This window comes from Sulfobacillus sp. hq2 (genome assembly GCF_002903155.1).
Lineage (GTDB): Bacteria > Bacillota > Sulfobacillia > Sulfobacillales > Sulfobacillaceae > Sulfobacillus > Sulfobacillus thermotolerans.
This window is the reverse complement of record NZ_NWUL01000031.1, coordinates 100944-123297: the sequence shown is the minus strand read 5'-3', so window position 1 is coordinate 123297 and position 22354 is coordinate 100944. Positions and strand designations below refer to the sequence as shown.

Here is a 22354-nt window from a genome sequence, read left to right as displayed (position 1 = left end):
ATTTGTTGATTTAGTGATGTAGATCACGAACATACGCCTTGTATTTGTGCCGTTTTATTCCATATAATACGGTTATTGCATTTAATATTATATTCTTTGCAATTTTATGCACCATATGCTGTAACCATTCCGCCATATATTAAATAGGGAGGCCGGTACATTGAATAGGCTGATAAAAGTCGCAATGAGCGGCTTAATCGTTATCGGACTGGCAGGATGCGGCACACCAAGTTCTAATGCCGCGCCTCGCATCGTTCCGCATTTTGGAGGAACGGCTGTTTACGCACTGCCCGTGCAAACATCACCCAACTGGTTTTTTCCCCTCGTTTCACTAAACGCGGATACCGTCGTCAATTTTGAAACAGATTTGATGATGTATAAGCCCCTGGTATACTTTAATCAACAAGGCCACTTTGAGCCCCAGCATAGCCTTGCATCGTCCGTGACATGGAATGCAAGCGACACTGTCTATACGATTCACCTAAATCCCAAATGGCACTGGTCAAATGGGCACAGGGTCACCGCCCAAGATGTCGTCTTTACATGGGATATTATGCAAGCGGGCTCAATGCCCAACAATCCTTATTCGTGGGCTTTTTCGGGAGAAGGATCTGGCGGCATTCCTGCTACATGGAAAAGCGTTGTCGCACCCAATTCCCATACCGTCGTAATCACGACAACCGTTCCACGCAATCCCGAATGGTTTATCCGCAATGGATTGATGGAAATAATTCCCGTGCCCCGTTCAATATGGGACCGCTACCCAAAGAATATGGCCAAAGAAATGTCCTTTATAAATTCAGTAGCCAACATGCCCACGAATTCCGTCTATCAAGTGGTTGACGGCCCTTATCGTTTGGCTAGCTACCAGCCTGGTAATTATTGGACCTTCGTACCCAATCCACACTATGACGGCCATAAATCCTATCTAAGTCGTGTCGTTTTTAAATATGAAACATCATCGGCTGCCGAATTCGCGGCATTGAGAACTGGTGCCATTAATGTCGGTTATTTAGGCGTAGGATTACTCGGTGCACGTTCTGAGATTCCCCATGACAAAATTACCGCGCTATATCGACCGGGCTTCGATTATGTGGCTTTAAACTTAAACCCTGCTGCTCCCCACGAAATTGGGAAAGCTTTTTCGGAACTTCCGGTTCGCCAAGCCCTACAGATGGGGGTCGACCAAACCGGTATGATTGCGCACATTTTTCACGGATACGGCGTGATCGACGATACCTCCTTGGCCCCCCTTCCTAAAACCTTCCTATTTAATCCCGCCCTCACTCGTCCTCTGTATCCCTTTAATCCTGCCCGCGGCAAGCAGCTCTTGCTGACAAACGGATGGCATGAGGTACACGGCGTGATGACGAAGCAGGGAATGGCGCTCAATTTTACCTTGGATTATGCCGCCGGGACGCAAAGCGCTGCAGACATGGTGCAACTGATGAAAAGCAATTGGGCCCAAGAAGGCATCGAGGTCCACTTAGTGCCCCAAACTTTTGACACCGTGGTCAGCTATGGGCCCTCGAACGCCAGCAAATGGGCTATGGTGGATTGGTCTGACGGAGCCGCATGGACCTATGGCAATGACCCGTATCCGACAGGAGGAAGCTTATTTGCAACAGATGCGGGCGAAAATGGTGGAGATTACAGCAACCACGAAATGAACCAATTAATACAAGCCACCTATGAACCAGGGACTCCAATGCAGACACTACACCGCCTCTACCGGTATGAAATGTATGTCGCGCAGCAATTACCAGGGGTGATATTTCTGCCCATGGAGCCTAAATTTATCGTTCACGCGGACACGATTCATGGTGTGAGCACGGAATTGGGGACATTCGGAAACATCCATCCGAATTATTGGTGGGTCTCCCCCTAAGGCCTAAAAGTCGTACCAGTCAGGCACTGTCCATGAGGGCAGTGCCTGACGCCAAGATACGTTGCTAACGACTTCTTCCCCCGAAGAATCCTACCATCCTTTCCGCTTCGTCCGCCTAGCCGAAGTATGGTAACATGAAGATGAATCCTTTTCTTTGGTCGACGTGAAATGCGCAAACATTTCCTTCGACCAAAGAAAAGGCATCCTGGTTGATCTGCCCGTTGGGCAGGTCCAATTTTCTTATTTCCCTTGACGTTCCAAAAAAATGGGCGTAGTGATTTGAGGTGCGGGTGTGGGTCAAAGACTGGTTCGGCAGTTCTTTCGCAAACATGGGATGGAATATATTCTCGCCATTTTAGCGGTAGGCGTATCCAAGATTCTCCAAGTACAAATTCCTGACATTATCGGTCATTTCATTGACCAATTTCGACGGGGTATTACGCCCCACGGTATTGACCGCTACGCGCAAGACCTTGCCGTGATTTCCATCGGTTACGTCATCCTTTTTGGCTTCGGCCAATTCACAGTCGGGAAGTTAGCGCGTATCTTTGAGGGAGATTTGCGCAGGCTGTTATTTGACCATTGGGAAGATCTCGACGCGGACTATTTTAACCAACATACCACGGGCGATTTATTGTCCCATGTCCTCAATGATGTACCGGCCATCCGTCAAGCACTGGCAGGCGGCATCAACCAAACGCTTCAGGCCGTATTTTTGTTTGTGGCCACGTTGTTTATGACCATTCGCCATATCAATTTATCATTAACCGTTATTAGCCTCATTCCCCTGTTACTTATCCCGGTGGTCGTGGTCAAACTAGGCCCAAAAATTCGGCAGCAGTCGCGGGTGGTCCAAGAATCTCTATCAGCCATGGCCGGGATGACCGAAGAAAGCTTGCAAAGTATTCGCCTGGTCAAGTCTGCGGGAAATGAAGGAGTGGAAGTCCGGCGTTTCACGGAACGCACCGATTCCGTCTATGATAACTCCATGCATTTGGTTCGCCTGAATACAACATTCCAAGCCCTCATTCCGCTGCTCAGCGGCATCAGCTTTGCCATTGCCCTCGTGTATGGCGGGGCCCTCACCTTGTCTCACCATATCACCCTGGGGGCATTTGTGGCCTTTACCGTATACCTCAGCATGCTGGTACGCCCCCTGATGCAGTTTGGCAATGTCATTAATATTTTTCAAAATTCGTCCGCGTCTTTGTTGCGCATTCAAGTCTTGCTCGAAGCCCAACCTCAAATCACCGAACCTGCTGAGCCGCAGCATCTGCCCGTACATGGTCCTATCGTCTTTCATGACTTAACGTTTACCTATCCTGATGCCAAGACTCCCGCTCTTCGACACCTCTCCCTTACGGTGCCAGAGGGCAGCATTCTTGGTATTGTCGGCCGTACGGGTTCTGGGAAAAGTACGCTAACACGCTTGCTTGTTCGGGAGCTAGACCCACCAGAAAAAGCCATAACCATCGGAGGGACCGATATCCGCAATGTCGCCAAAGCCGACTTACGCGAGGCCATTGCCTACGTGCCCCAAGATGGGTTTCTCTTTTCCTCCAGCATTGGCCATAATATTGCCTTTCCGACTCCCCAAGAAGATCCGGCGCAAATACGTCAGGCGGCGCAAGCAGCCAACATTCTAGCCACCGTGCAAACCATGCCAGAAGGCTTCGATACGGTGGTCGGCGAGCATGGATTAACCTTATCCGGTGGCCAGCGCCAACGCGTTGCTATTGCCCGCGCGCTGATAAAAACCCATGCTCGCATCATCATTTTGGACGACAGTCTCAGCGCCGTCGACAGCCTCACAGAACAAACGATTCTAGGCGCGTTACGCCGGCTCCATCAGAAAGGCCGTACTCTCATCATTACCAGTCACCGCCTCTCATCTCTTAGGTTGGCTGACCACATCATGGTTCTAGAAGAAGGTCAAATAGTGGAATTTGGAACACCTCAAGAACTGTTGCAGCGCCAAGGCTTTTATGCCCAGCTCTATGCCATTCAATCGCAAGGAAGTGAAACCCATGGCTAATGTTCCCCAGCCAGGAACGTCTGCCTCGCGTCCTAGCAGTGCCACAATCCGAGAATTGCTGGTTTACGCGCGCCCATATACCCGGCTATTTGCCGGCGTGGTAGCCCTGGTCATTGTGTATAACCTGACCCAAGTGATTCAACCCTATCTCGTCAAGGTAGCCATTGATCGCTATCTCCTTATTCCCCATGGCCGCCTAGAGCCGCTCATAGCGATTGGAGCCACGTACTTAGGGATTACGTTAGTGGGCCTGTTGGCCAATTTATGGCAAACCCGTGTCATCGCATCAGCAGGCCAGCAAGTCGTCCGGCAAATTCGCATTGACCTATTTAGCCACATTGAATCGCTTTCCATGGCTTTTTTCGAGTCTCATGACACCGGTCGGCTGATCACAAACGTAGCCAGTGACACGACCCGCATTAGTCAATTTTTTACGCAATTCTTGCTGAGTGTCATCCGCGATGGATTAACGATTGTTTTGGTAATGGGTGCGATGTTCTTATTAAATTGGAAACTCGCCTTATTAAGTGCGTTGGTGATTCCCATTATCGTCGTCATTTCCGCTATATTCCGCCCGCGCCTGCACAAAATCTACAACACCACCCGATCCCGGCAATCCCGACTGATTGGATTCATTGCCGAAAATTTGACCGGCATGCGAATTATCCAGGTGTTTCACCAAGAGGATAAACAGCTCGAGGCCTTTAACCACCTCAACATTCCCTTTCAGACGGCCAATGTGAATGAATTTCGTTGGGATGTCTTTTTTAACCGAAGCTTTGACCTCCTCGGCAACTTGGCGGTAGCGTTTATGGCTTGGGCGGGAGGCATGGCCGTTTTTCACCATACTATTAAAATTGGCGTTTTATATGCCTTCATATCCTATATCCAACAATTCTTTGAGCCGATTAACTCTCTCACCCAAAATTGGAATACCTTACAATCTTCTATGATCTCGGCCGAACGTATAAGCGCTGTGTTAGCCACGCCTCCGGCGATAAAAGATCCGCCCCGTCCGATTACACCGCCTGCCATTACCGGACGAATAGACTTTGATCATGTCTCATTTGCCTACGACCGCAGTCGCCCGATTCTTGATGACATCACGTGTCACATTCTCCCCGGCCAATTTATTGGCATCTGTGGTGAAACCGGAGCCGGTAAGAGTACGCTCATCAGTCTGTTAGCCCGTTTCTACGACGTCACAAGCGGCACCATCTCCATTGATCATGTAGATATTCGGGAGGTCCGTCAGGCTGACTTGCATCGTTGGGTAGCCGTTGTGCAGCAAGAAGTGAATTTATATTCCGGTTCCGTGGCTGACAATATTCGCCTCTTCCGATCAGACGTGTCTGATGCGCAAGTTGTCCACGCGGCTCGTCTTACAGGGGCTCATGCTTTCATTTCTCAACTTCCCCAAGGCTATAGCACCCCATTAACCCCGCATGGATCGAATTTGTCCGCTGGCCAGCGCCAACTGCTCGCATTCGCCCGCACCATCGTCCTCAATCCTTCTATTTTGGTCCTGGACGAAGCCACGGCCAATTTGGACGCGATGAGTGAAATCGCAGTACAACAGGGGCTCATCGAAGTCGCCAAAAACCGCACAACAATCGTTATTGCTCACCGGTTATCGACTATACGTGCCGCCGATTGCATTTATGTGCTCGATAAAGGACGGATCGTGGAATCGGGCACCCACGATCAGCTGGTCGCCCATCATGGTGCCTATGCCGAGATGCTGCAGAAATCCCAGCTCACCGCAAACGCGGAAGGCTTCTAAATAAAGACACCCCGAGCGGATGTTACTTCATTCCGCCCGGGACCTTAGTATCACCGCCTAAGGCACATCATGACGCCAAATGGGCATAGCCTGGTATAGTCAAAAACTCTGGAAAATCTTCCCCTAATGCCACCTCTTCAAACAGTGCGATGGCTTCGGAAAATTTGCCTGCGTTAAAGGCTGATTCCCCACGTTCTTGGCGGAGTTTGGCGATTTCATCTTCCTCTAGCATTTGTACCAGTTCGCGCGTCACCGTACGGCCATCGTCCAACACAGCGTGTTGATGAATCCATTGCCAAATCTGAGCCCGAGCAATTTCAGCCGTGGCAGCATCTTCCATCAAATGAAAAATGGCCACCGCGCCTTGCCCTTTTAACCACGATTCAATGTATTGAATGGCCACACTAATGTTGTTACGGATGCCCGCTTCGGTAATGCGGCCCCCAGGCACTGTGAAGGTGAGCAACGCCTCTTGGGACACCCTCTCTTGGGGCATTACGTGTTTTTGATTCGGCGCGGTTCCTAACACCCGGTCAAACGCTTCCATAGCCACCGGCACCAAATCCGGGTGGGCAACCCATGTTCCATCAAACCCATCGTTCGCTTCGCGCGTCTTATCCTCCCGGACCTTCGCTAACGCTTCGCGATTAATGGCGGGGTCGCGACGACTGGGGATAAATGCGGCCATCCCCCCCATCGCATGAGCTCCGTGTTTGTGGCAAACTTGTACCAACCTTTGTGTATAGGCCCGCATAAAGGGAACGGTCATCGTCACCGCGGCACGGTCTGGTAATACGCTCTGCGGTGCATGACGGAATTTCTTAATGATGCTGAAAATGTAATCCCATCGTCCGGCGTTGAGACCCACCGCATGGTCCTTCAGTTCATAAAGAATCTCTTCCATTTCTAAAGCCCCTAAGATGGTTTCAATGAGCACCGTCGCCTTAATGGTGCCGCGTTGCAATCCCAAGCGATCTTCCGTGAAGTCGAAGACCTGGTTCCACAAACGCGCTTCACGAGCGCTCTCCAATTTGGGTAAATAGAAATAGGGCCCCGTTCCTTGTTGCAACAACGTCTGGGCATTGTGAAAAACATACAGGCCAAAGTCTACCAGACTGGCCGACATAGGGACGCCTTCCACCTCTAGATGCTTCTCCAGCAAATGCCATCCGCGCGGTCGCACGACTAAGGTCGCCACTTTGTCGCCCAAACGATAGGCCTTCCCGTTTTCAGCGGTATAATCTATGCGTCGCTCAATGGCTCGGGTGAGATTGATTTGTCCTTCAATAATATTCGCCCATGTTGGCGCATTCGCATCTTCAAAATCGGCCATAAACACCTTGGCCCCGGAATTGAGGGCATTGATGACCATCTTACGGTCTACCGGTCCTGTGATCTCAACCCGCCGGTCCATCAAATCCGCCGGTATCGCGCCGACCGTCCAATTTCCTCGGTCTGGACTTGGAGCCGGAGCCCACAGACCTTGATCAATTTGGTGCTGAATCACTTGACGCTCTGCTAATAGCGCTTGCCGCTCGTCTTCGAATTTTTCGTGCAAGGCGCCAAGAAAATAGCATGCCTCGTCCGTTAATACTGTCTCGTAATCGGTTCCCATCGTCCCGGTAATGGTCACGCTCGTTGTGTCACGCATAATGGCTGTTGCCTCCTCATTTTGCAATCCCCTTGCTCATCATGCTCCCGACGTTGCTAATAGTAGAGCCCGCGCCGCCGCCTCCGCTATCCACTGATATCCGTGCTGTTGAATGTCCTGCGCTGTGGCACCACGCGGCGTGGCCTGCTCTAGCCACACATTCCCTAAGGTCTTAAGTTGTTCCGCGCCTTCCCCTAAATGGCCAGACACCACAATGCAAGGCTTCTGATATTGACGACACAAGTTCAGCACCGCCATAGGCACCTTGCCCGACAACGTCTGAGCATCGGTAGCTCCTTCTCCCGTAAAAACGATATCCGCCTGTGCAATCTCTTCTGCCAGTCCAGTGGCCGTCACCATTAAGTCGGCTCCGCGTGCCATGCGCACCTCGCGTCCCAACACCCTAAGCGGAAAGGCTGCACCTCCGGCAGCCCCCATTCCTTCCTCTTCCATCACCGAGGCGTCGGCTGTTTTGGCCGCATGCACTAACGCCTCCCCAAACCGCCGCAATTCCTCATCACGCTGCCGGACGCCTGCAGGACTAAGACCCTTTTGAGGTCCATACACCGCCGCCGCACCACGAGGCCCCCATAAGGGGTTGGTCACGTCGGTGGCCACTACGATTTTTATAGGAGCAAGCAATTGACGGACCGTCTCAACCTCTTCAATTTGTACAGGCAACGCTAATTGGCGCGCATCCGTCCCTGGCACCACCTCCTTTTGAAATCGATACAGCGCGCCTAAAGCTGAAAGCAATCCAAAGCCCCCATCCGTGGTGCCGCTGCCCCCAATCATAAAAAAGATGGTATGTGCACCACGTGCCAATGCATGACGCCATTGCTGCCCCGTCCCCCATGTCGAGGCACGCATCGCCCACTGATTTCTCTGCTCCGGGTGATGAAGAAACTCGGGTAAAAAATGCAAGCCAGATGCTTGTGCGAGTTCGATCCAGGCCGTGCCGTTATCCCAACCGTATTCCGCAGTAATCTCCCGTCCATAAGAATCGACCGTCGCCATCGACACCCGCTGTGCAGCCGTGCCGCTGAGCACGACGTCCAAGCTTCCTTCCCCACCATCGGCCATCGGTTTCAAAGCGATGTCAGTCCCAGGCCTTGCTTGTGCAATGCCTTCCGCCATCGCCATCGCCGCTTGTTGGGCGGTAAATGTTCCTTTGAATGAGTCCGGTGCCACCACAACCTTCATTAGGACCCGCCATCTGGGCCGACGGCCACCAAAATAGGGGGCACGACGTGATGCATACTTCTATCCTCAACACAAGCCCCAGGTCTTGGCACGAGTTTGCCGGAATTGCACAACCCTTGCGGATTAAACACGTCACGCAAGTCCTGTTGCGCTTTGAGATCGTGTTCTGAAAACATGTAAGCCATGTGGCCGATTTTCTCAATCCCGACTCCATGCTCGCCGGTAATGCTTCCCCCCATATCCACACACACTTCTAAGATACGCTGGCCTAGGGCCAGTGCTTGCTGCAATTGACCCTCGATCCGGGCATCATAGCAAATGAGCGGGTGCAAATTTCCGTCTCCCGCATGAAACACGTTGGCTACCCGCAGCCCATATTCCGCACTTAAAGCGCTTATACGCTGCAAAACCGCTGATAATTTGGTGCGTGGAATCACGCCGTCTTGCACTAAATAATCTGGGGAAATGCGGCCAATGGCAGGAAACGCCATTTTCCGGCTGTTCCACCATAGTGCCCGTTCACGGTCATTTTGGGCCACGCGGACCGTTCTGACGCGGTTTTGATTGCACACATCTAATACTCGCTGCGCATTGTCTTCCACACTCTCAAGCATCCCATCGATCTCGACGAGCAACACTGCTTCAATATCATCAGGATAACCCACGTGATAGACACTTTTATCCACCGCATGAATCATCAACTGGTCCATCATCTCACACGCCGCCGGCACTATCCCCTGCGCAATGATATCCGATACGGTCTGCGATGCGTCGTCAACGCGATCAAAATATGCTAAAAACGTTTTGACCGCTTGTGCTTTGGGAAGAATTTTCACTGTAATGGCTGTAGTAATTCCCAAGGTGCCTTCGGAACCCACGAGCACTCCCAGCAGGTCATAGCCAATCGAATCCCCATAAGGCTCACCCACCGTGATGACCTCTCCTGAAGGCAGTACCACTTCCGCCGCTACCACATGATTAGTGGTCACCCCATATTTTAAGCAGTGCGAGCCCCCAGAATTTTCCGCAAAATTCCCCCCAATGGTACACACCGACTGGCTTGACGGATCCGGTGCATAATAAAACCCGTCATTGGCCATCTCTTTGGTCAACCGTAAATTGACAAAACCGGGTTGCACCGTCGCACGCCGATTTTCAAAATCAAGGTCCAATAGCTTATCCATCTTAGCTAAGCTAATTACCACTTCATGGTTCAGTGGCGTAGCCCCACCGCTAAGGCCTGTTCCTGCGCCACGAGGAAGAAAAGGAATACCTTCTCGGCCCAGACAGCGCACGATAGCCACAACCTGTTCCGTCGTTTCCGGAAACACGACGGCACTTGGCATATACTTTTCTGCAACATATGCATCACAATCGTAGGCGACGATTCGGTGCTCATCCACAATAAGGTTGTTCCGTCCTACGATGTCCTCGAGTTCGTGTATCACAGGCTCAGGCAACATCGGATACACCGTCCTTTCTTCCCCACAAACTAGTCTTTATCGCTTTGAACTTTGGTCCTCCGCTTGATACGCCATATCTAAGAGCTGCACCGTATGCCACACCGGTGTGGAGCGTTCGCGCGCTGCCAATCCCGCGCGAATCTGAATCATGCAGCCCGGATTGCCCATCACCACAGCTTCGGCTTGCGCTGGGATATCCGTGATTTTTCTCTCCAAGAGTTGACGAGCCATATCAGGATGGGTGAGGTTATACACGCCGGCGCTACCACAGCACCTATCAGAGTCGGGCATTTCAACTAATTCGACACCTGCGATCGCACCAATCAATTGCCGGGGTTGCTCACGAATACCCTGCGCATGACACAAATGACAGGCATCATGATACGTGACTTGCTGGTCGAGTGATCCGATTGGGGGATCAAATCCTTGTTCGATTAAGAGTTCGGAAATATCTCGAACCATTGCACTAAACGTCTTGGCTTTCTCCCGATACGCCGGATCATCACGGAGGAGGTCCCCATATTCTTTCATAGCCGCACCACAGCCAGCAGAGTTCGTCACAACAAAGTCGCTTCCTGCGCCTAAAAACGCATCAATGTTGCGCCGGGCCAGGGCCTGCGCTTCCTCGCGATCCCCTGCATGCACATGCAGCGCCCCACAACATACCTGCCCTTCGGGCACCACTACCGTCATGTGATTACGAGCGATTACCCGTGCTGTTGCATCATTTACATCTGCGAACAGGACATCCATCACGCACCCCGTTAGTAAAGCCGCACGCACTGGCTGTCGGCCAGACGAAGAAGCCGGATGGGGAACCGGCAAGGGGAGCGACCGCTCCTTTGGCTTGGGTGGCACTGTAGGCAGCCCTGCTTCAATTTCTTGCAAATGGGATGGCAACAGTTTTAAGGCCCCTACCGATCGCGCAAGCTGCCGTAAACCCGAGACTTGATAAAAGCGCAAGATATTGCCGGCAAGACGCAAGCGCTTAGGATGACTAAAGAGGCCTCGTAGCATCCACCGCTCCCGCCGAGATTGCTTTTGCGCTTGCGTTCGGGCCGCATGGATTTGTCCGCGTGACATTTCGATTAAATGGCCAACGGGAACCCCAGACGGACACACGGTTTCACAAGCTCGACAATCTAAACAGGTAAATACCGGATCTTCAGCAGCTTCCAACGGCAATGTGCCTTCGGCCACTTGCTTTATAAGAAACACACGGCCACGAGGCGAATGATTTTCATCGGATAATTGCTGATACGTCGGACAGACCTCGAGACAAAATCCACAGTGTACACATTTGGAATATTCATCGGGGTCTGGGCCGGCAAACATTTTTATCGTCTGCTCACTACTGCGATCTGTCAGCGCTTCAGACTTGACCATGGTCACATCCCCCTAGCAAAAACTCCTGGATTCAAAATGCCGTATGGATCATAAGTTGCCTTTATTTGCTGCATTAGTCGCCATTCACCAGCATGGAGTCGTCGGCTTTCCATCATAGGCTCTGTCCACATCACGTCGGCAGGCATCCGTTCAATCACAAACGACACGCCTGACGACTGACAATGGGTCACAACTGTTCTCACCAACGTTTTCGCATGGTCTTCGGTGTCACCATATCCATAAATTTTTCCGACCCCATCACTGAGGGTGAATGACCACGATGCCTCAATCTCCTGCGTCAAGAGCGTGTGCTGCAAGGCATCGGCAAATTCTACCATCTGTGTCGGCGCCATCTGTACTCGCACAGTCGTCTCAGCAGAGATAAGCGCCGCACGATAATGCTCCCAATATTTCGTTACGTCATCATTTTCAAGGATTTCTAAAGACACGTTAGCACTCTTCGTTATCTCACGAATTTGCTTTTGCAAGGCCTGCGCTGCCGTAGCCGGTTCATCACTCCCCACCAAAAGGGTCCAGGCGTTTGGCGCATGCGATGATATAGTGTTAGGAGCTTGCGTGGCGCTTACCATTTCTAACATCGACACGGTTAACGCATTCCGCATAATTATCTGATAGACAGAACCGACCTCAGCGGCAGGACCGGTTACCGCAAACAATGCGCGGTGGCGAGGTAGCGGGTGCAACTTGAAGGTACATTCTGTAATCACACCCAAACTGCCATGAGATCCAATGAATAGCTTGGGCAAATCATAGCCTGCCACATTCTTCACGACCTTGCTCCCCACCTGAATGACGGATCCGTCAGCCCGCACCACACGAAGACCCGTCACCAGATCTCGCAAAGTCCCATAGCCAACACGAGACGGCCCATAGGCTGCGCAAGATACCAACCCTCCCACGGTCGCGCGTGCATCACAAACCGCGTCCAGTGCTAACATCTGTTGATGTGTTCGCAGCGCATTCTGCAAAGACTCAAACAAGGTCCCGCTGCGGACACTGACAATCATATCCCCTGGCGAATACTCACTCATTCCAACCATGCGATCAGTATAGATTGCTATAGTAGGATCTTGAGCCTTCCGTTCTAACGGGCGGCCTCGTGGTACGACGCGCCAGCGATGCTGTGACGCCAAACGACAAATCTCAGCAATTTGCTCCTCATTATGCGGGTGGACACCATAGACCTCTGCGTCTGGAGACGGGTCCACGGCCGATGGTTCGACGATCTCTGCTAACAACGCGGCTACATCTTGCATACTCCTGTGTCTCCTCGCTTCCCCTTGTGCACACCTGGGCGCGTTGTGGTTAAATCACCGAATCCGCCTGTGCCAAATTCCTTAGATACTGAATTAAATACGAATGATCCTCGTTGTCATGACCGTGGGCAAGCAATACATTCATCATTTCTCTGGTTCCTGCCGTATGCGGGAGAGAAACTCCTAATTCAGCGGCAGACGATAACGCAATCCCTAAATCCTTATGATGCAATTTCAAGCGAAAGCCCGGATTATATCGTTGTTCCAAGGCGCGTTGGCCATGCAGGTCCAGAATTCGACTTTGGGCAAATCCACCTAAAAGCGCGTCCCGCACCCGATCTAATTCCACGCCAGATTTCTCGGCCAGCGCAAAAGCCTCACCCACTGCTTCGATAGTCAGCGCGACCACAATTTGATTGCAGGCTTTCGTGACCTGACCCGCGCCGGCCGGGCCCATATAGACAATATTCCGACCCATAGCCTCGAAAATCGGTAGGGCTCGTACAAAGACCGCCTCCTCGCCGCCTACCATAATGGATAAGGTCCCCGCTTTAGCGCCTACGTCACCCCCCGATACGGGGGCATCGAGCGTTTCAATTCCGCGTTCTCGAGCAGTCTGGGCGATTCGTCGCGCAATGGAAGGGCTAGCTGTGGTCGTGTCAATCAGCAACATCCCCGGACGCGATGAAGCCAAGAGCCCATCGTCTGTAAAGTACACGGCTTCAACATCGGGAGTATCCGGTAACATCGTTACAACCACATCACTGGATTCGGCCACTTTTGCCACAGTATTCACCACATGGGCTCCGAGCTCTTCCAAACGCGCCGCCGCCTTCACGCTGCGGTTAAACACCGTGAGGGAATACCCCGCCTCTAGAAGATTGGCGGCCATCGGTTCCCCCATTACTCCTAAACCGATAAATCCTATTCGGGGTAGAGTGCCTTTCTCATTTTTCATGATTCTCATTCCTTTCGTCAATATTTGGGGAGTGAATTACCTTTTTTCGCGGGGGAGCCACCTTAAGCCCTCATCGGTATCGCCTGCCGGGATATATTCCAACCCTACATAGCCACCATATCCCGCATCATCTAACGCGTTCAGGACATGGTCATAATGAATCTCGCCAGTCCCAGGTTCATGACGTCCCGGGTTGTCAGCAATCTGCACATGGCCGATATGCGCTGCCAATCGTCTAAAGGTCCCAATCAATTCCCCTTGCATGCGCTGAGCATGATAGATGTCGTATTGAAGAAAGACATTAGGGTGCTGAACCGTGTCCAACAGCTGCTCAACGCGCGCAGGGGTGTTCAAAAAGAATCCAGGAATGTCCAACGAATTAACCGCTTCAACAAGCAGACGAATATTGTGCTCAGCGAGCTGGTCGGCTGCAAACCGCACATTGGCCACTAACGTTGTCCAAGCTTCGTCCTCCGACAACTCGTAAGGCCGAACACCTGCAAGACAATTGATGCGCACACACTGCAGAGCTTTGGCATAGCGAATGGCTTCGGCAACGCCCGCGCGAAATTCCTCTTGTCTATCAGGGAAGATGGCAATCCCTCTTTCGCCATCTTCCCAGTGTCCTGCCGGCAAATTGAATAAGACAAGTTTCAGCTGATTGCGGGCCAATGCATTTTGTACCGCATCAAGACCCGCAGCATAAGGGAACATAAATTCTACCGCCGAAAAACCCGATGCTTTAGCGGCGTCAAAACGCTCTAAAAACGGTCGATCAGGGTACAACAACGATAAATTAGCAGCATAGCGTATCATCACATTGTCCTGCCTTTCATTATTGGCGTTCTGAAGCCAGCGCAATGTCGCGATCGATCACCTCGTCAAACTCACGAATCTGATCGAGACTCGGGCCCATGGCCGCATCAGCTTCCCGTTCGATAAAGACTTCCACCAACACGGGCAACTGGTGCGTCTGAGATGCCTCTTGAGCCCACCGCATGGCCGATTCAAGATCTTGCGGATTCATCACTTTCTTGCCTAAGCCTCCCATGGCTTCCACCGCCAACACATTGTCCATGCCCCGGTCCTCATTCATCCCGTAACTGATATCCACGCCAAAATTCATGTCATACTGATACTTCGACGGTTGGCGAATCAGGCCAAGATATCCGTTGTTTAGCATGACAATCACCATGGGGATATGGTATTGCACGGCTACAGCGATTTCTTCCATGAGGAATTCAAAAGAATAATCCCCTACCACGGCAACCACTTCTTCTTCAGGGCGAGCGCATTTCACCCCGATGGCCGCAGGTATTTCCCACCCCAATGGACCCGCTTGGCCACACACCAGGTAATGGCGCGGTTTATACACATGTTGAAATTGCCCCGACCAAATTTGATACAATCCGATCGCCGTCGTAAAGATCGCGTCGGTGCCAAACACCGTATTCAGCGCCTTAAAAACCCGCGCCGGCTTAATGGGCACCGTGTCCATATCCATGCGCCGGTCCTTGGATTCTTTTAAGAGCCCGACACGTTCTACCCATTCTCGTGGTTGTTGCCGAGCTACCCGAGACTTTGCTGTTTCCAAAAGCGCTTCCAGGGCGAGGCGTGCATCGGCAACAATGCCAAGGTCCGGTTGAAAAATACGGCCAATTTGCGTTGCTTCCACATCAATGTGCACAAATTTCCTACCCTTGGTATACACCTCTAAATTGCCGGTGTGACGCTCCGCAAAACGAGCTCCCACCGCAAGAACAAAATCCGATTCTAAGAAAATCTGGTTAGCGGCGCGAGTTTGGGTTTGAATCCCCACCGTGCCCACATATAAGGGGTGATCAGCCGGTATCGTACCCCATCCCATCAGCGTCGGCGACACAGGAACTTGCAAGTACTCCGCGAGCTCCCTCAACACATCCGAAGCGTTCGCGTTAATGATGCCCCCGCCCGCCAATATAATGGGCCGCTTCGCCTGCAACAACATATCGAGTGCCTTTTCTATGGCAGGGCGATACGGAGGCATAGGAAAGACCGGCAAACGGTGGTCCGTTTCTGGATTGTAATCAATCATGGCCTGTTGAACATCAAGAGGCAAGTCAATATGCACGGGCCCCGGACGCCCTTCGCGAGCAATGCGAAAGGCCTCGCGAAACACCCACGGCACTTGAGCCGGTTCCATGACCAAAAAACTCCTCTTAACCACCGGCTTCACAATCGAACAAATATCCACCGCCTGAAATCCTTCCCGGTGCAATTGCGCCCGAGGAGCCTGCCCCGTAATGGTAATCATCGGGATCGAATCAGCCCATGCTGTGTAAAGACCGGTCACCATGTTTGTCCCGGCAGGTCCCGATGTTCCAATGGCGACCCCCACATTACCTGTCGCCCGAGCCCAACCGTCTGCCGAATGGGTAGCACCCTCTTCGTGCCGAACAGTAATCGACTTAATTGCAGGATTTTGGGACAAGGCTTTGTATAAGGGCAAGATGGCCGCCCCAGGAATACCGAAAACAACGTCCACCCCTTCTTGCGCCATGACGGCTACCGCCGCCTCCATTGTGGTCATTCTTGGCATAAACATCCTCCTTCTTCTTTCCGTTCTACGATGTAGAACTCAGTTCCGGTGGGAACATAAAAAATTCCTCAAGAAACGGAAAAAATGATATAAGTCAGACTATGCCAAGAATGCACAGGTGTCTAATTCGCATTTTATTTCATTCACCAAGGTTATCCGAATGTTTCGGCGTCAATAGGCTGCTGACACGCAAATAAGTCTTGACCAATGCGGCGCGCCACCTCGACAAATGCCGTAAGCGCGGAAGATTGGTCTCCGCGCCGCCATCCGACCGCCATATCCGCTTGCGGGTGTCCCCCAATTAACGTTTTATAAACCACATCCTCCGTGTGCAGGTTTTGCGCTGACTTGGGCACGACAGCCACCCCCATACCTGCGGCCACTAACCCAATCACCGTCTGAAATTCCATGGCCTCTTGCAGAATGTTGGGTTCAAATCCCGCCTCCCTTGCATAGGCTAAAATTTGGTAATAATACCACTCCCACGTTTTAGGAGACAGCAGGACAAATGGCATAGCCCGTAAATCTTTCCAATGCAAAGGCCCCGATATCTTCATATCTTGCGCTTTCGGCATCGCGAGCACAGAGGCAGTTGAATAAACCGTTTCCGTTTCAACCGCCGGATCATCAACTGGGGGTCTTAGCACCCCTAAGTCAATGCGCTTATGACGCAACGCCTCGATTTGCATTGGAGTCGAGAGTTCTAGGGTTTCGACCGTCACATCAGGATATTCCTGACGAAATATGCGAATGACGCGCGGCAAAAGATCATAAGTCGCAGATCCAACAAACCCTACCGTCAATCGTCCCCATTCGCCGCGGTCGACACGCCTAGCACGTTCAACTGCGTGATTGGCCGCTTGCAGCACACGCCGCGATTCTTCCAAAAACGCTTCCCCAGCCCGAGTTAAGCGAATGCGCCGATGGCTGCGCTCAAAGAGTTCCACGCCCAATTCTTCTTCCAATTGTTTTATGGACTGACTTAAAGGTGGCTGGGTCATACTTAATCGGCGCGCAGCGCGTTCGAAATGCAATTCTTCCGCAACCGCTACGAAATAGGTCAATTGTCGTAGCTCCAATGCCATCCCTCCAAGAATGTTGTCGACAAACTCCTACCACCGCCTAGACGGTTTCGGATACGCCTGCTCTGAAACCCAAACGACTCGAGATCTTTTCCGCCATCTCCCTAACCAACGGCATAACTTGTTTGATTTTATTCGCATCCATCCGCGAGCAAGGGCCCGAAACACTACACGCCGCTGCAACTTGTCCACGGCTGTTGCGTATCGCCGATGCTACGCAGCAAATCCCCACCTCGTTCTCTTCTTTGGCTACTGCACAGCCTGTTAGACGAATGGTTTGAAATTCCTTATACAACTTTTCAGCGTCCGTTACCGTGTGTTCGGTGAGCTTTGGCAGGCCATAACGCTGGACAAACGCTCGACTTTCAGCTTCTGACATGGCCGCCAACATGGCTTTCCCCAAACCCGTCGCATGAGCATAAACACGCATCCCCACTCGCGAGTGCATGCGAATGGTGCTAGCACTGTCTACTTTCTCGATGTAAACCACATCTCGCCCATCCATCAGCGCCAAATGAGCGACTTCGCCCGTAACTTCAGCCATTTCCTGTAAAAACGGCAACGCCTCGTGGCGCATATCGATAGACGATAAAAGACGCATGCCTAAATCGGCAACGGTGAAACCCAGCTTATACTTTCCTGTCTCAGCATCTTGCTCAACGTAACCGCGTTTCATCATCGTGCCGAGTAAGCGGTGGGCGGTACTCTTATACAATCCTAGGCGAATAGAGAGTTCGGTAATGCTGACACCGTGCGGAAATTCACTGAGAGCTTCTAACAGACTCAACGCCTTATCCACTGACTGGACCGTGTAATCTTCCATAGCCGCCTCCTTTTCATGCAAAACACTGATTGATCTGACTGTTCTACCATACAGAATTTTGTTCCATTTGTCTTGATTTTCTACTAAATTTCCCTCTACACTGTCCGTGCATCAACACACTCACTCTCCACTGCAAAATAACCGTCTTTTTTCTTACTCAGAATGTACTCTTGGGAGGGACCTCTAATGGCCGCAAAGCCACAATTGACTACAGAACAGCAGTCTTCCTATCGATGGGTTATGGCCATTATTGCCGGCATATTGATGACCACAAGTTTTGTGGCTCTGACTTCGTTTGGTGTGGCCTCCCCCGCTATCGCTCAATCGCTTCACCTCAATCCGGCCACGGTGAACACCTACGGGGTCGATAGTTTCTCGATTGGACTGTTTCTCGCATTCTTTTTGGGACATGGCGGAATATTTGATACCCGAGTGAAAACAGGCGTGCTGGTCGCGCAAATTCTTCTCATTGTGCCACAATTTCTGTTGCCCATTACCACCAGTTTGTGGCTATTAACAGTCTTGCGGTTCGCGCAAGGGTTGATGATTATGATGCTCGCCTTATTCTCATTGCAGCTATCCGGATGGTTCCGGCCTAGTGAACGAGGACGCTCGCTCGCTTTTACATTAGGAGCCATTACCTTGGGGGGCGCTGTCGGCGGTCTTTTGTCTAGTCGTCTAGAATCCTTAGGCTGGCGCGAGATGTACTATATTACGGGACTGATTATGATAGTCGGCGCGGTCATTTATTTTCTCTTTGCCCGCAACGCCCAGTCCTTGCAGGAGATGCTGCTCAAAGAAAAACAACAATCCACAAAACACCAAAGCGCATGGAAACTGGGCATTACATGGATGATGGGCTTTGTGCAAATACCTTTGACATGGACCTTGTTTAGCGTGGGCGGCTTCTTACCCTCATATGCCTACCATTTAGGCTATCATACCAATCAAGTCGGAACCCTCATGTTTGTTTGGGGAATTGCCGGATTCGTCGCGGCTTTTGTGGGCGCCTTTTTGGGAGATGCCATGTCCGCCAAGCACGCCACGCATTCCGGTGTTTTCCGTGCCCGTCTCAAAGTCATGACAGCAGCCAACATTCTTATGGGATTAGGGGCTTTGCTGGTGCTGATGCTTGGTCATGCATCTTTTGGACTCTTAATGTTTGCCGTCATCGTCAATGCTTTTATGATGATGTTGCCCCCCAACTACTGGGCCACCCCCGGCACAATTTTCCCGTTGGCTTTGATTGGTGCCGGAGCTTTTGGTATGGGACTCATTTCTAATTCCACGAGCGCCATAGGCCCCTTAGTATCTTCGGCTCTAGTTCCTACCGTAGGTTGGAATGGGGTGTTTATCATCATGACCGTCCTATCCGCCATCGGCGTGGTGCTCAACGTGATTGCTGGTCGTATGCCTCTGCCCTCCGAAGAGCAGGTCGTAACGCCTCGTTCTCACTCCATTAACGGCTAATAGCCATATCAATCGTAGGAAAAGCCCTGGGCTCCGGAAAGAATGCTCTGGACCCCAGGGCCTAACCATTTCACACCGCTACCACTGCAAGGCAGGCCCATGATATCGGAGCCACTCTTTGTGGATAGGGTAATCTGGAAACGATAACGCCACCATATCCCAAAATTCCTTGCGATGATGCGGGTATTTCAAATGCGACAGTTCGTGCACGAGAACATAATCCACCGCATCAGCTGGAGCCTGAATAACCTGCCAATTAATTGCAATTTGGCCATCTCCGCGGCAATAACCCCACCGACTCTTATAGGCATGAATCTTCAACGACGAGGGCCTTACCCCCATATAGCGGGCCCACCGGGTGAGTCGTTCAGGAATCAGCTGTTGCGCCTGGTCCTTATACCACTGGATTAATAAGTCGCGTACCCTGTCTGGCTGGACGGCATTGGGTCTCACAAAGACCGTCAGATGCGTTTCATTCAACAGCTCAACCCGTTCACTCTCCAACTCTGGGATCTGTTTAATACGTAAGGTTAATGGTCTCCCGAGTAACGTAAAGGTCTCGCCCGTAACAAACGCCAGCGTCGGCTCACTGCGAGGTTGCCGATAGTGTTTATAAATCCATTCTGCTTTGTCATAAAGGAGAGCGCGGATCTGTTCCGTCGTAAATCCCGGCGGTGTTAAGACTTTAACCTGTCCATCGGCCAAGACCTGAATCGCCGCAGACCGGCGCTTTGGCCGCTTTTCGGTGGTGCATACAACCGATAGGCCCCGCACTGTAACTGTAAAATTTCCGTGTGAATCTTCGGTAATATAAGGGCGAACCATGTGATATCCTCTCCTGATTTTTGAATAAAATCCCGAAAAAGGGAAACTCCTGCGGAATTTTTACGCCCAGTATAGCAGGTTAAACCCGGAGATTCTCTGTAAACATTCCCCAGCTATTCGGATACAGAGAATATGTCAACCCTTTAAATCGCCTCGAGTATGGCAGAATACTAAGGAGCACCCTGACTGATCCCGAATTCAACACCGGAGGTTCTGCCTGTGAACACGTCTCATCACTCAACATCTCGCTTGACCACCATTCGCGATACGCTCATGGTCATTATTATGGCAGGAATCATTCTCTTTGCCGCCGAACGCATTCTCAGTCGACTCCATGAAGTAGTCATCGTCTTGCTATTAGCAGGAACCCTCTTTATTACATTGAATCCCCTTGTGACCGCTATTGCCCAGCGCTATAAGAGAAGTTGGGCCGTGCTCATCGTCATGGCGGGAGCCCTATTAGTCATCTTTGGCGGTTTAAGCGGCTTATCCAGCATTATCGTAATTCAAACACAACATCTGGCCAGACAATTGCCGGCTGATTTAAAGCGATTGGTCCCTATCATTGTCAATGCACTGAACACAGCAGGCATCCCCTTAAATATGCGTCAAATCGAACATACTGCGTTGCAACACGCCACGGCGACCTCCACAGCCGCCTTGCACGATACCTTTACTATCGTGCGCAGTATTTTTCGCGGCTTCGTCGACACCGTGTTAATTATTTTCATCACGATATATCTTCTCTTAGATGCGCCCCGCATGGGCGAAACGCTCCAACACTTGGTCCCGAAAAAATCTCGCCCAGCATTTGCCGCCGTGGAACACACCGTTGTCCGGGTCATGGGAGGTTATGTGCGCGGTCAATTATTATTGTCGCTTCTAATTGGTCTAGCATTTGGCGTTGGCAGTGCCCTAATTGGCCTGCCTGACGCCATTTTAATCGCCTTTATTGCCTCGCTAGGGGAATTAATCCCCCTATTGGGCCCCATTATTGGCGCTTTACTGCCTCTTATTTTTGCCTTGTTGGAACATCCTGCTACTCGGGTTCCCGAAGTGCTCATTCTTTTACTGGGCATTCATCTCCTGGAATCCGACGTTCTCGGGCCCCGCATCATGCGCGACAATGTGGGATTGCATCCCGTATTATCGGTCACAGCTCTGTTAATTGGTGCCAATTGGCTTGGCATTTGGGGCGCGTTATTTGCTGTTCCGACCGCCGGAATCGTGGTTGCCGCCTTGCGCGCTGGAGCCAAAGCTTGGAGCGTTTATGTTGAAGAGCCCTAAGCATCATCACCAGCGCGCCCTTGGTCCCTCGCCTAGTCACCCTCCTTACAAGGAGTCCAAAGCGTGTTGTATAACAGCCCTCAGGTCTTCGGGTTCTACGGCGGGTTCGTAGCGCTGGATCAAATGGCCTTGTCGGTCAAACAAAAACTTGGTGAAATTCCAGGCAATAGGTCCTGCCGGCTCCAATGCGGTCAAATATTGATATAACGGATGTGCCGTAGTTCCATTGACATCAATTTTCGCCATCACGGGAAACGTAACGTGATATTGCGTTTGACAAAAGGCTTGGATTTCAGCATTGCTCCCCGGTTCTTGTTGACCAAATTGATTGCAAGGAAATGCCAAAATTTCCAAACCTTGATCATGAAAGGCGTCATAAAGGGCTTCTAAGCCTGCGTACTGGGGAGTAAAACCACACTGACTGGCGGTATTGACAATCAGTACAACATGATTGCGATAATCCTTGAGACGCTTCGGTTGGAGCTTAGAATCTTCGACGGTAAAATCGTAGATGGACATCATCATCCTCCTTCATTAAATATTAAGTATATGCCATTGCAGGTTACTCCGCGGGCGCTTTCTCGTTGTTTCGTCTATAAAAGGCCGCTGAATAAGCGGCCTTTTTTCAATTCATACGGCATACCC

The 22354-nt window shown here is 51.3% G+C and carries 17 protein-coding genes; 5 read left to right on the top strand and 12 right to left on the bottom strand.

The window, feature by feature from the left end; all coding sequences use genetic code 11:
* Positions 1-160 precede the first annotated feature (160 nt).
* From CO251_RS07475 to CO251_RS07465, 3 genes are all read left to right on the top strand, one after another.
* Positions 161-1888, top strand: a complete 1728-nt coding sequence (locus CO251_RS07475) for a peptide ABC transporter substrate-binding protein (RefSeq protein WP_242968430.1) — start codon at positions 161-163, stop codon at positions 1886-1888.
* A gap of 292 nt (positions 1889-2180) precedes the next feature.
* Positions 2181-3923: an ABC transporter ATP-binding protein gene (locus tag CO251_RS07470; RefSeq protein ID WP_207654644.1), complete on the top strand. Its 1743-nt coding sequence runs from the start codon at positions 2181-2183 to the stop codon at positions 3921-3923.
* Positions 3916-5706, top strand: a complete 1791-nt coding sequence (locus CO251_RS07465) for an ABC transporter ATP-binding protein (protein ID WP_103375174.1) — start codon at positions 3916-3918, stop codon at positions 5704-5706. Before CO251_RS07470 ends, CO251_RS07465 begins: the two co-directional genes overlap by 8 nt.
* 67 nt (positions 5707-5773) lie before the next feature.
* Here CO251_RS07465 and aceB read toward each other — a convergent pair whose 3' ends face one another.
* The 10 genes from aceB to CO251_RS07415 all read right to left on the bottom strand — a co-directional run bounded on the left by aceB (position 5774) and on the right by CO251_RS07415 (position 18127).
* Positions 5774-7357 carry a malate synthase A gene (aceB, locus tag CO251_RS07460; protein WP_103375173.1) on the bottom strand — a complete coding sequence of 528 codons (1584 nt, stop codon included), beginning with the start codon at positions 7355-7357 and terminating at the stop codon, positions 5774-5776.
* A gap of 39 nt (positions 7358-7396) precedes the next feature.
* Complete coding sequence (locus tag CO251_RS07455; protein WP_103375172.1) at positions 7397-8560, bottom strand: glycerate kinase; 1164 nt, start codon at positions 8558-8560, stop codon at positions 7397-7399.
* Positions 8560-10023, bottom strand: a complete 1464-nt coding sequence (locus tag CO251_RS07450) for an FAD-linked oxidase C-terminal domain-containing protein (RefSeq protein ID WP_103375171.1) — start codon at positions 10021-10023, stop codon at positions 8560-8562. The genes CO251_RS07455 and CO251_RS07450 overlap by 1 nt, the downstream gene beginning before the upstream one ends.
* Positions 10024-10059: 36 nt before the next feature.
* A complete protein-coding gene (locus CO251_RS07445; protein ID WP_103375170.1) occupies positions 10060-11409 on the bottom strand; it encodes a (Fe-S)-binding protein in 1350 nt (449 codons plus the stop codon).
* 2 nt (positions 11410-11411) lie between these two features.
* Positions 11412-12686 (bottom strand): FAD-binding oxidoreductase, encoded by a 1275-nt coding sequence (locus CO251_RS07440; protein ID WP_103375169.1) that lies wholly within the window; start codon positions 12684-12686, stop codon positions 11412-11414.
* A gap of 49 nt (positions 12687-12735) precedes the next feature.
* Complete coding sequence (locus CO251_RS07435) at positions 12736-13644, bottom strand: 2-hydroxy-3-oxopropionate reductase (protein WP_103375168.1); 909 nt, start codon at positions 13642-13644, stop codon at positions 12736-12738.
* 36 nt (positions 13645-13680) lie between these two features.
* A complete protein-coding gene (gene hyi, locus CO251_RS07430; protein ID WP_103375167.1) occupies positions 13681-14460 on the bottom strand; it encodes a hydroxypyruvate isomerase in 780 nt (259 codons plus the stop codon).
* A gap of 19 nt (positions 14461-14479) precedes the next feature.
* Entirely contained in the window at positions 14480-16222 is a 1743-nt protein-coding gene (gcl, locus tag CO251_RS07425; protein ID WP_103375166.1) for a glyoxylate carboligase, read from the bottom strand.
* Positions 16223-16374: 152 nt separating this feature from the next.
* On the bottom strand, positions 16375-17301 hold the full coding sequence (locus CO251_RS07420; RefSeq protein WP_207654643.1) for a LysR substrate-binding domain-containing protein: 927 nt from the start codon (positions 17299-17301) through the stop codon (positions 16375-16377).
* A gap of 43 nt (positions 17302-17344) precedes the next feature.
* Entirely contained in the window at positions 17345-18127 is a 783-nt protein-coding gene (locus tag CO251_RS07415; protein ID WP_103375164.1) for an IclR family transcriptional regulator, read from the bottom strand.
* A gap of 186 nt (positions 18128-18313) precedes the next feature.
* Here CO251_RS07415 and CO251_RS07410 point away from each other — a divergent pair, with 186 nt between their 5' ends.
* Positions 18314-19597: a nitrate/nitrite transporter gene (locus CO251_RS07410; protein WP_158246229.1), complete on the top strand. Its 1284-nt coding sequence runs from the start codon at positions 18314-18316 to the stop codon at positions 19595-19597.
* 78 nt (positions 19598-19675) lie between these two features.
* Here the strand turns inward: CO251_RS07410 and CO251_RS07405 are convergent, their stop codons facing one another.
* Positions 19676-20422: a M48 family metallopeptidase gene (locus tag CO251_RS07405; protein ID WP_103375162.1), complete on the bottom strand. Its 747-nt coding sequence runs from the start codon at positions 20420-20422 to the stop codon at positions 19676-19678.
* Between the two features lie 219 nt (positions 20423-20641).
* Here CO251_RS07405 and CO251_RS07400 point away from each other — a divergent pair, with 219 nt between their 5' ends.
* A complete protein-coding gene (locus tag CO251_RS07400; protein WP_103375161.1) occupies positions 20642-21709 on the top strand; it encodes an AI-2E family transporter in 1068 nt (355 codons plus the stop codon).
* 45 nt (positions 21710-21754) lie between these two features.
* Here the strand turns inward: CO251_RS07400 and CO251_RS07395 are convergent, their stop codons facing one another.
* Entirely contained in the window at positions 21755-22228 is a 474-nt protein-coding gene (locus CO251_RS07395; RefSeq protein WP_103375160.1) for a glutathione peroxidase, read from the bottom strand.
* Between the last annotated feature and the right edge of the window lie 126 nt (positions 22229-22354).

Excerpts from the sequence above, each read along its gene's own strand:
- CO251_RS07465 (WP_103375174.1), top strand. The coding sequence starts at position 3,916 with ATGGCTAATGTTCCCCAGCCAGGAACGTCTGCCTCGCGTCCTAGCAGT.
- aceB (WP_103375173.1), bottom strand. The coding sequence starts at position 7,357 with ATGCGTGACACAACGAGCGTGACCATTACCGGGACGATGGGAACCGAT.
- CO251_RS07455 (WP_103375172.1), bottom strand. The coding sequence starts at position 8,560 with ATGAAGGTTGTGGTGGCACCGGACTCATTCAAAGGAACATTTACCGCC.
- CO251_RS07450 (WP_103375171.1), bottom strand. The coding sequence starts at position 10,023 with ATGTTGCCTGAGCCTGTGATACACGAACTCGAGGACATCGTAGGACGG.
- CO251_RS07445 (WP_103375170.1), bottom strand. The coding sequence starts at position 11,409 with ATGGTCAAGTCTGAAGCGCTGACAGATCGCAGTAGTGAGCAGACGATA.
- CO251_RS07440 (WP_103375169.1), bottom strand. The coding sequence starts at position 12,686 with ATGCAAGATGTAGCCGCGTTGTTAGCAGAGATCGTCGAACCATCGGCC.
- CO251_RS07435 (WP_103375168.1), bottom strand. The coding sequence starts at position 13,644 with ATGAAAAATGAGAAAGGCACTCTACCCCGAATAGGATTTATCGGTTTA.
- hyi (WP_103375167.1), bottom strand. The coding sequence starts at position 14,460 with ATGATACGCTATGCTGCTAATTTATCGTTGTTGTACCCTGATCGACCG.
- gcl (WP_103375166.1), bottom strand. The coding sequence starts at position 16,222 with ATGCCAAGAATGACCACAATGGAGGCGGCGGTAGCCGTCATGGCGCAA.
- CO251_RS07415 (WP_103375164.1), bottom strand. The coding sequence starts at position 18,127 with ATGGAAGATTACACGGTCCAGTCAGTGGATAAGGCGTTGAGTCTGTTA.
- CO251_RS07410 (WP_158246229.1), top strand. The coding sequence starts at position 18,314 with ATGGCCGCAAAGCCACAATTGACTACAGAACAGCAGTCTTCCTATCGA.
- CO251_RS07405 (WP_103375162.1), bottom strand. The coding sequence starts at position 20,422 with ATGGTTCGCCCTTATATTACCGAAGATTCACACGGAAATTTTACAGTT.
- CO251_RS07395 (WP_103375160.1), bottom strand. The coding sequence starts at position 22,228 with ATGTCCATCTACGATTTTACCGTCGAAGATTCTAAGCTCCAACCGAAG.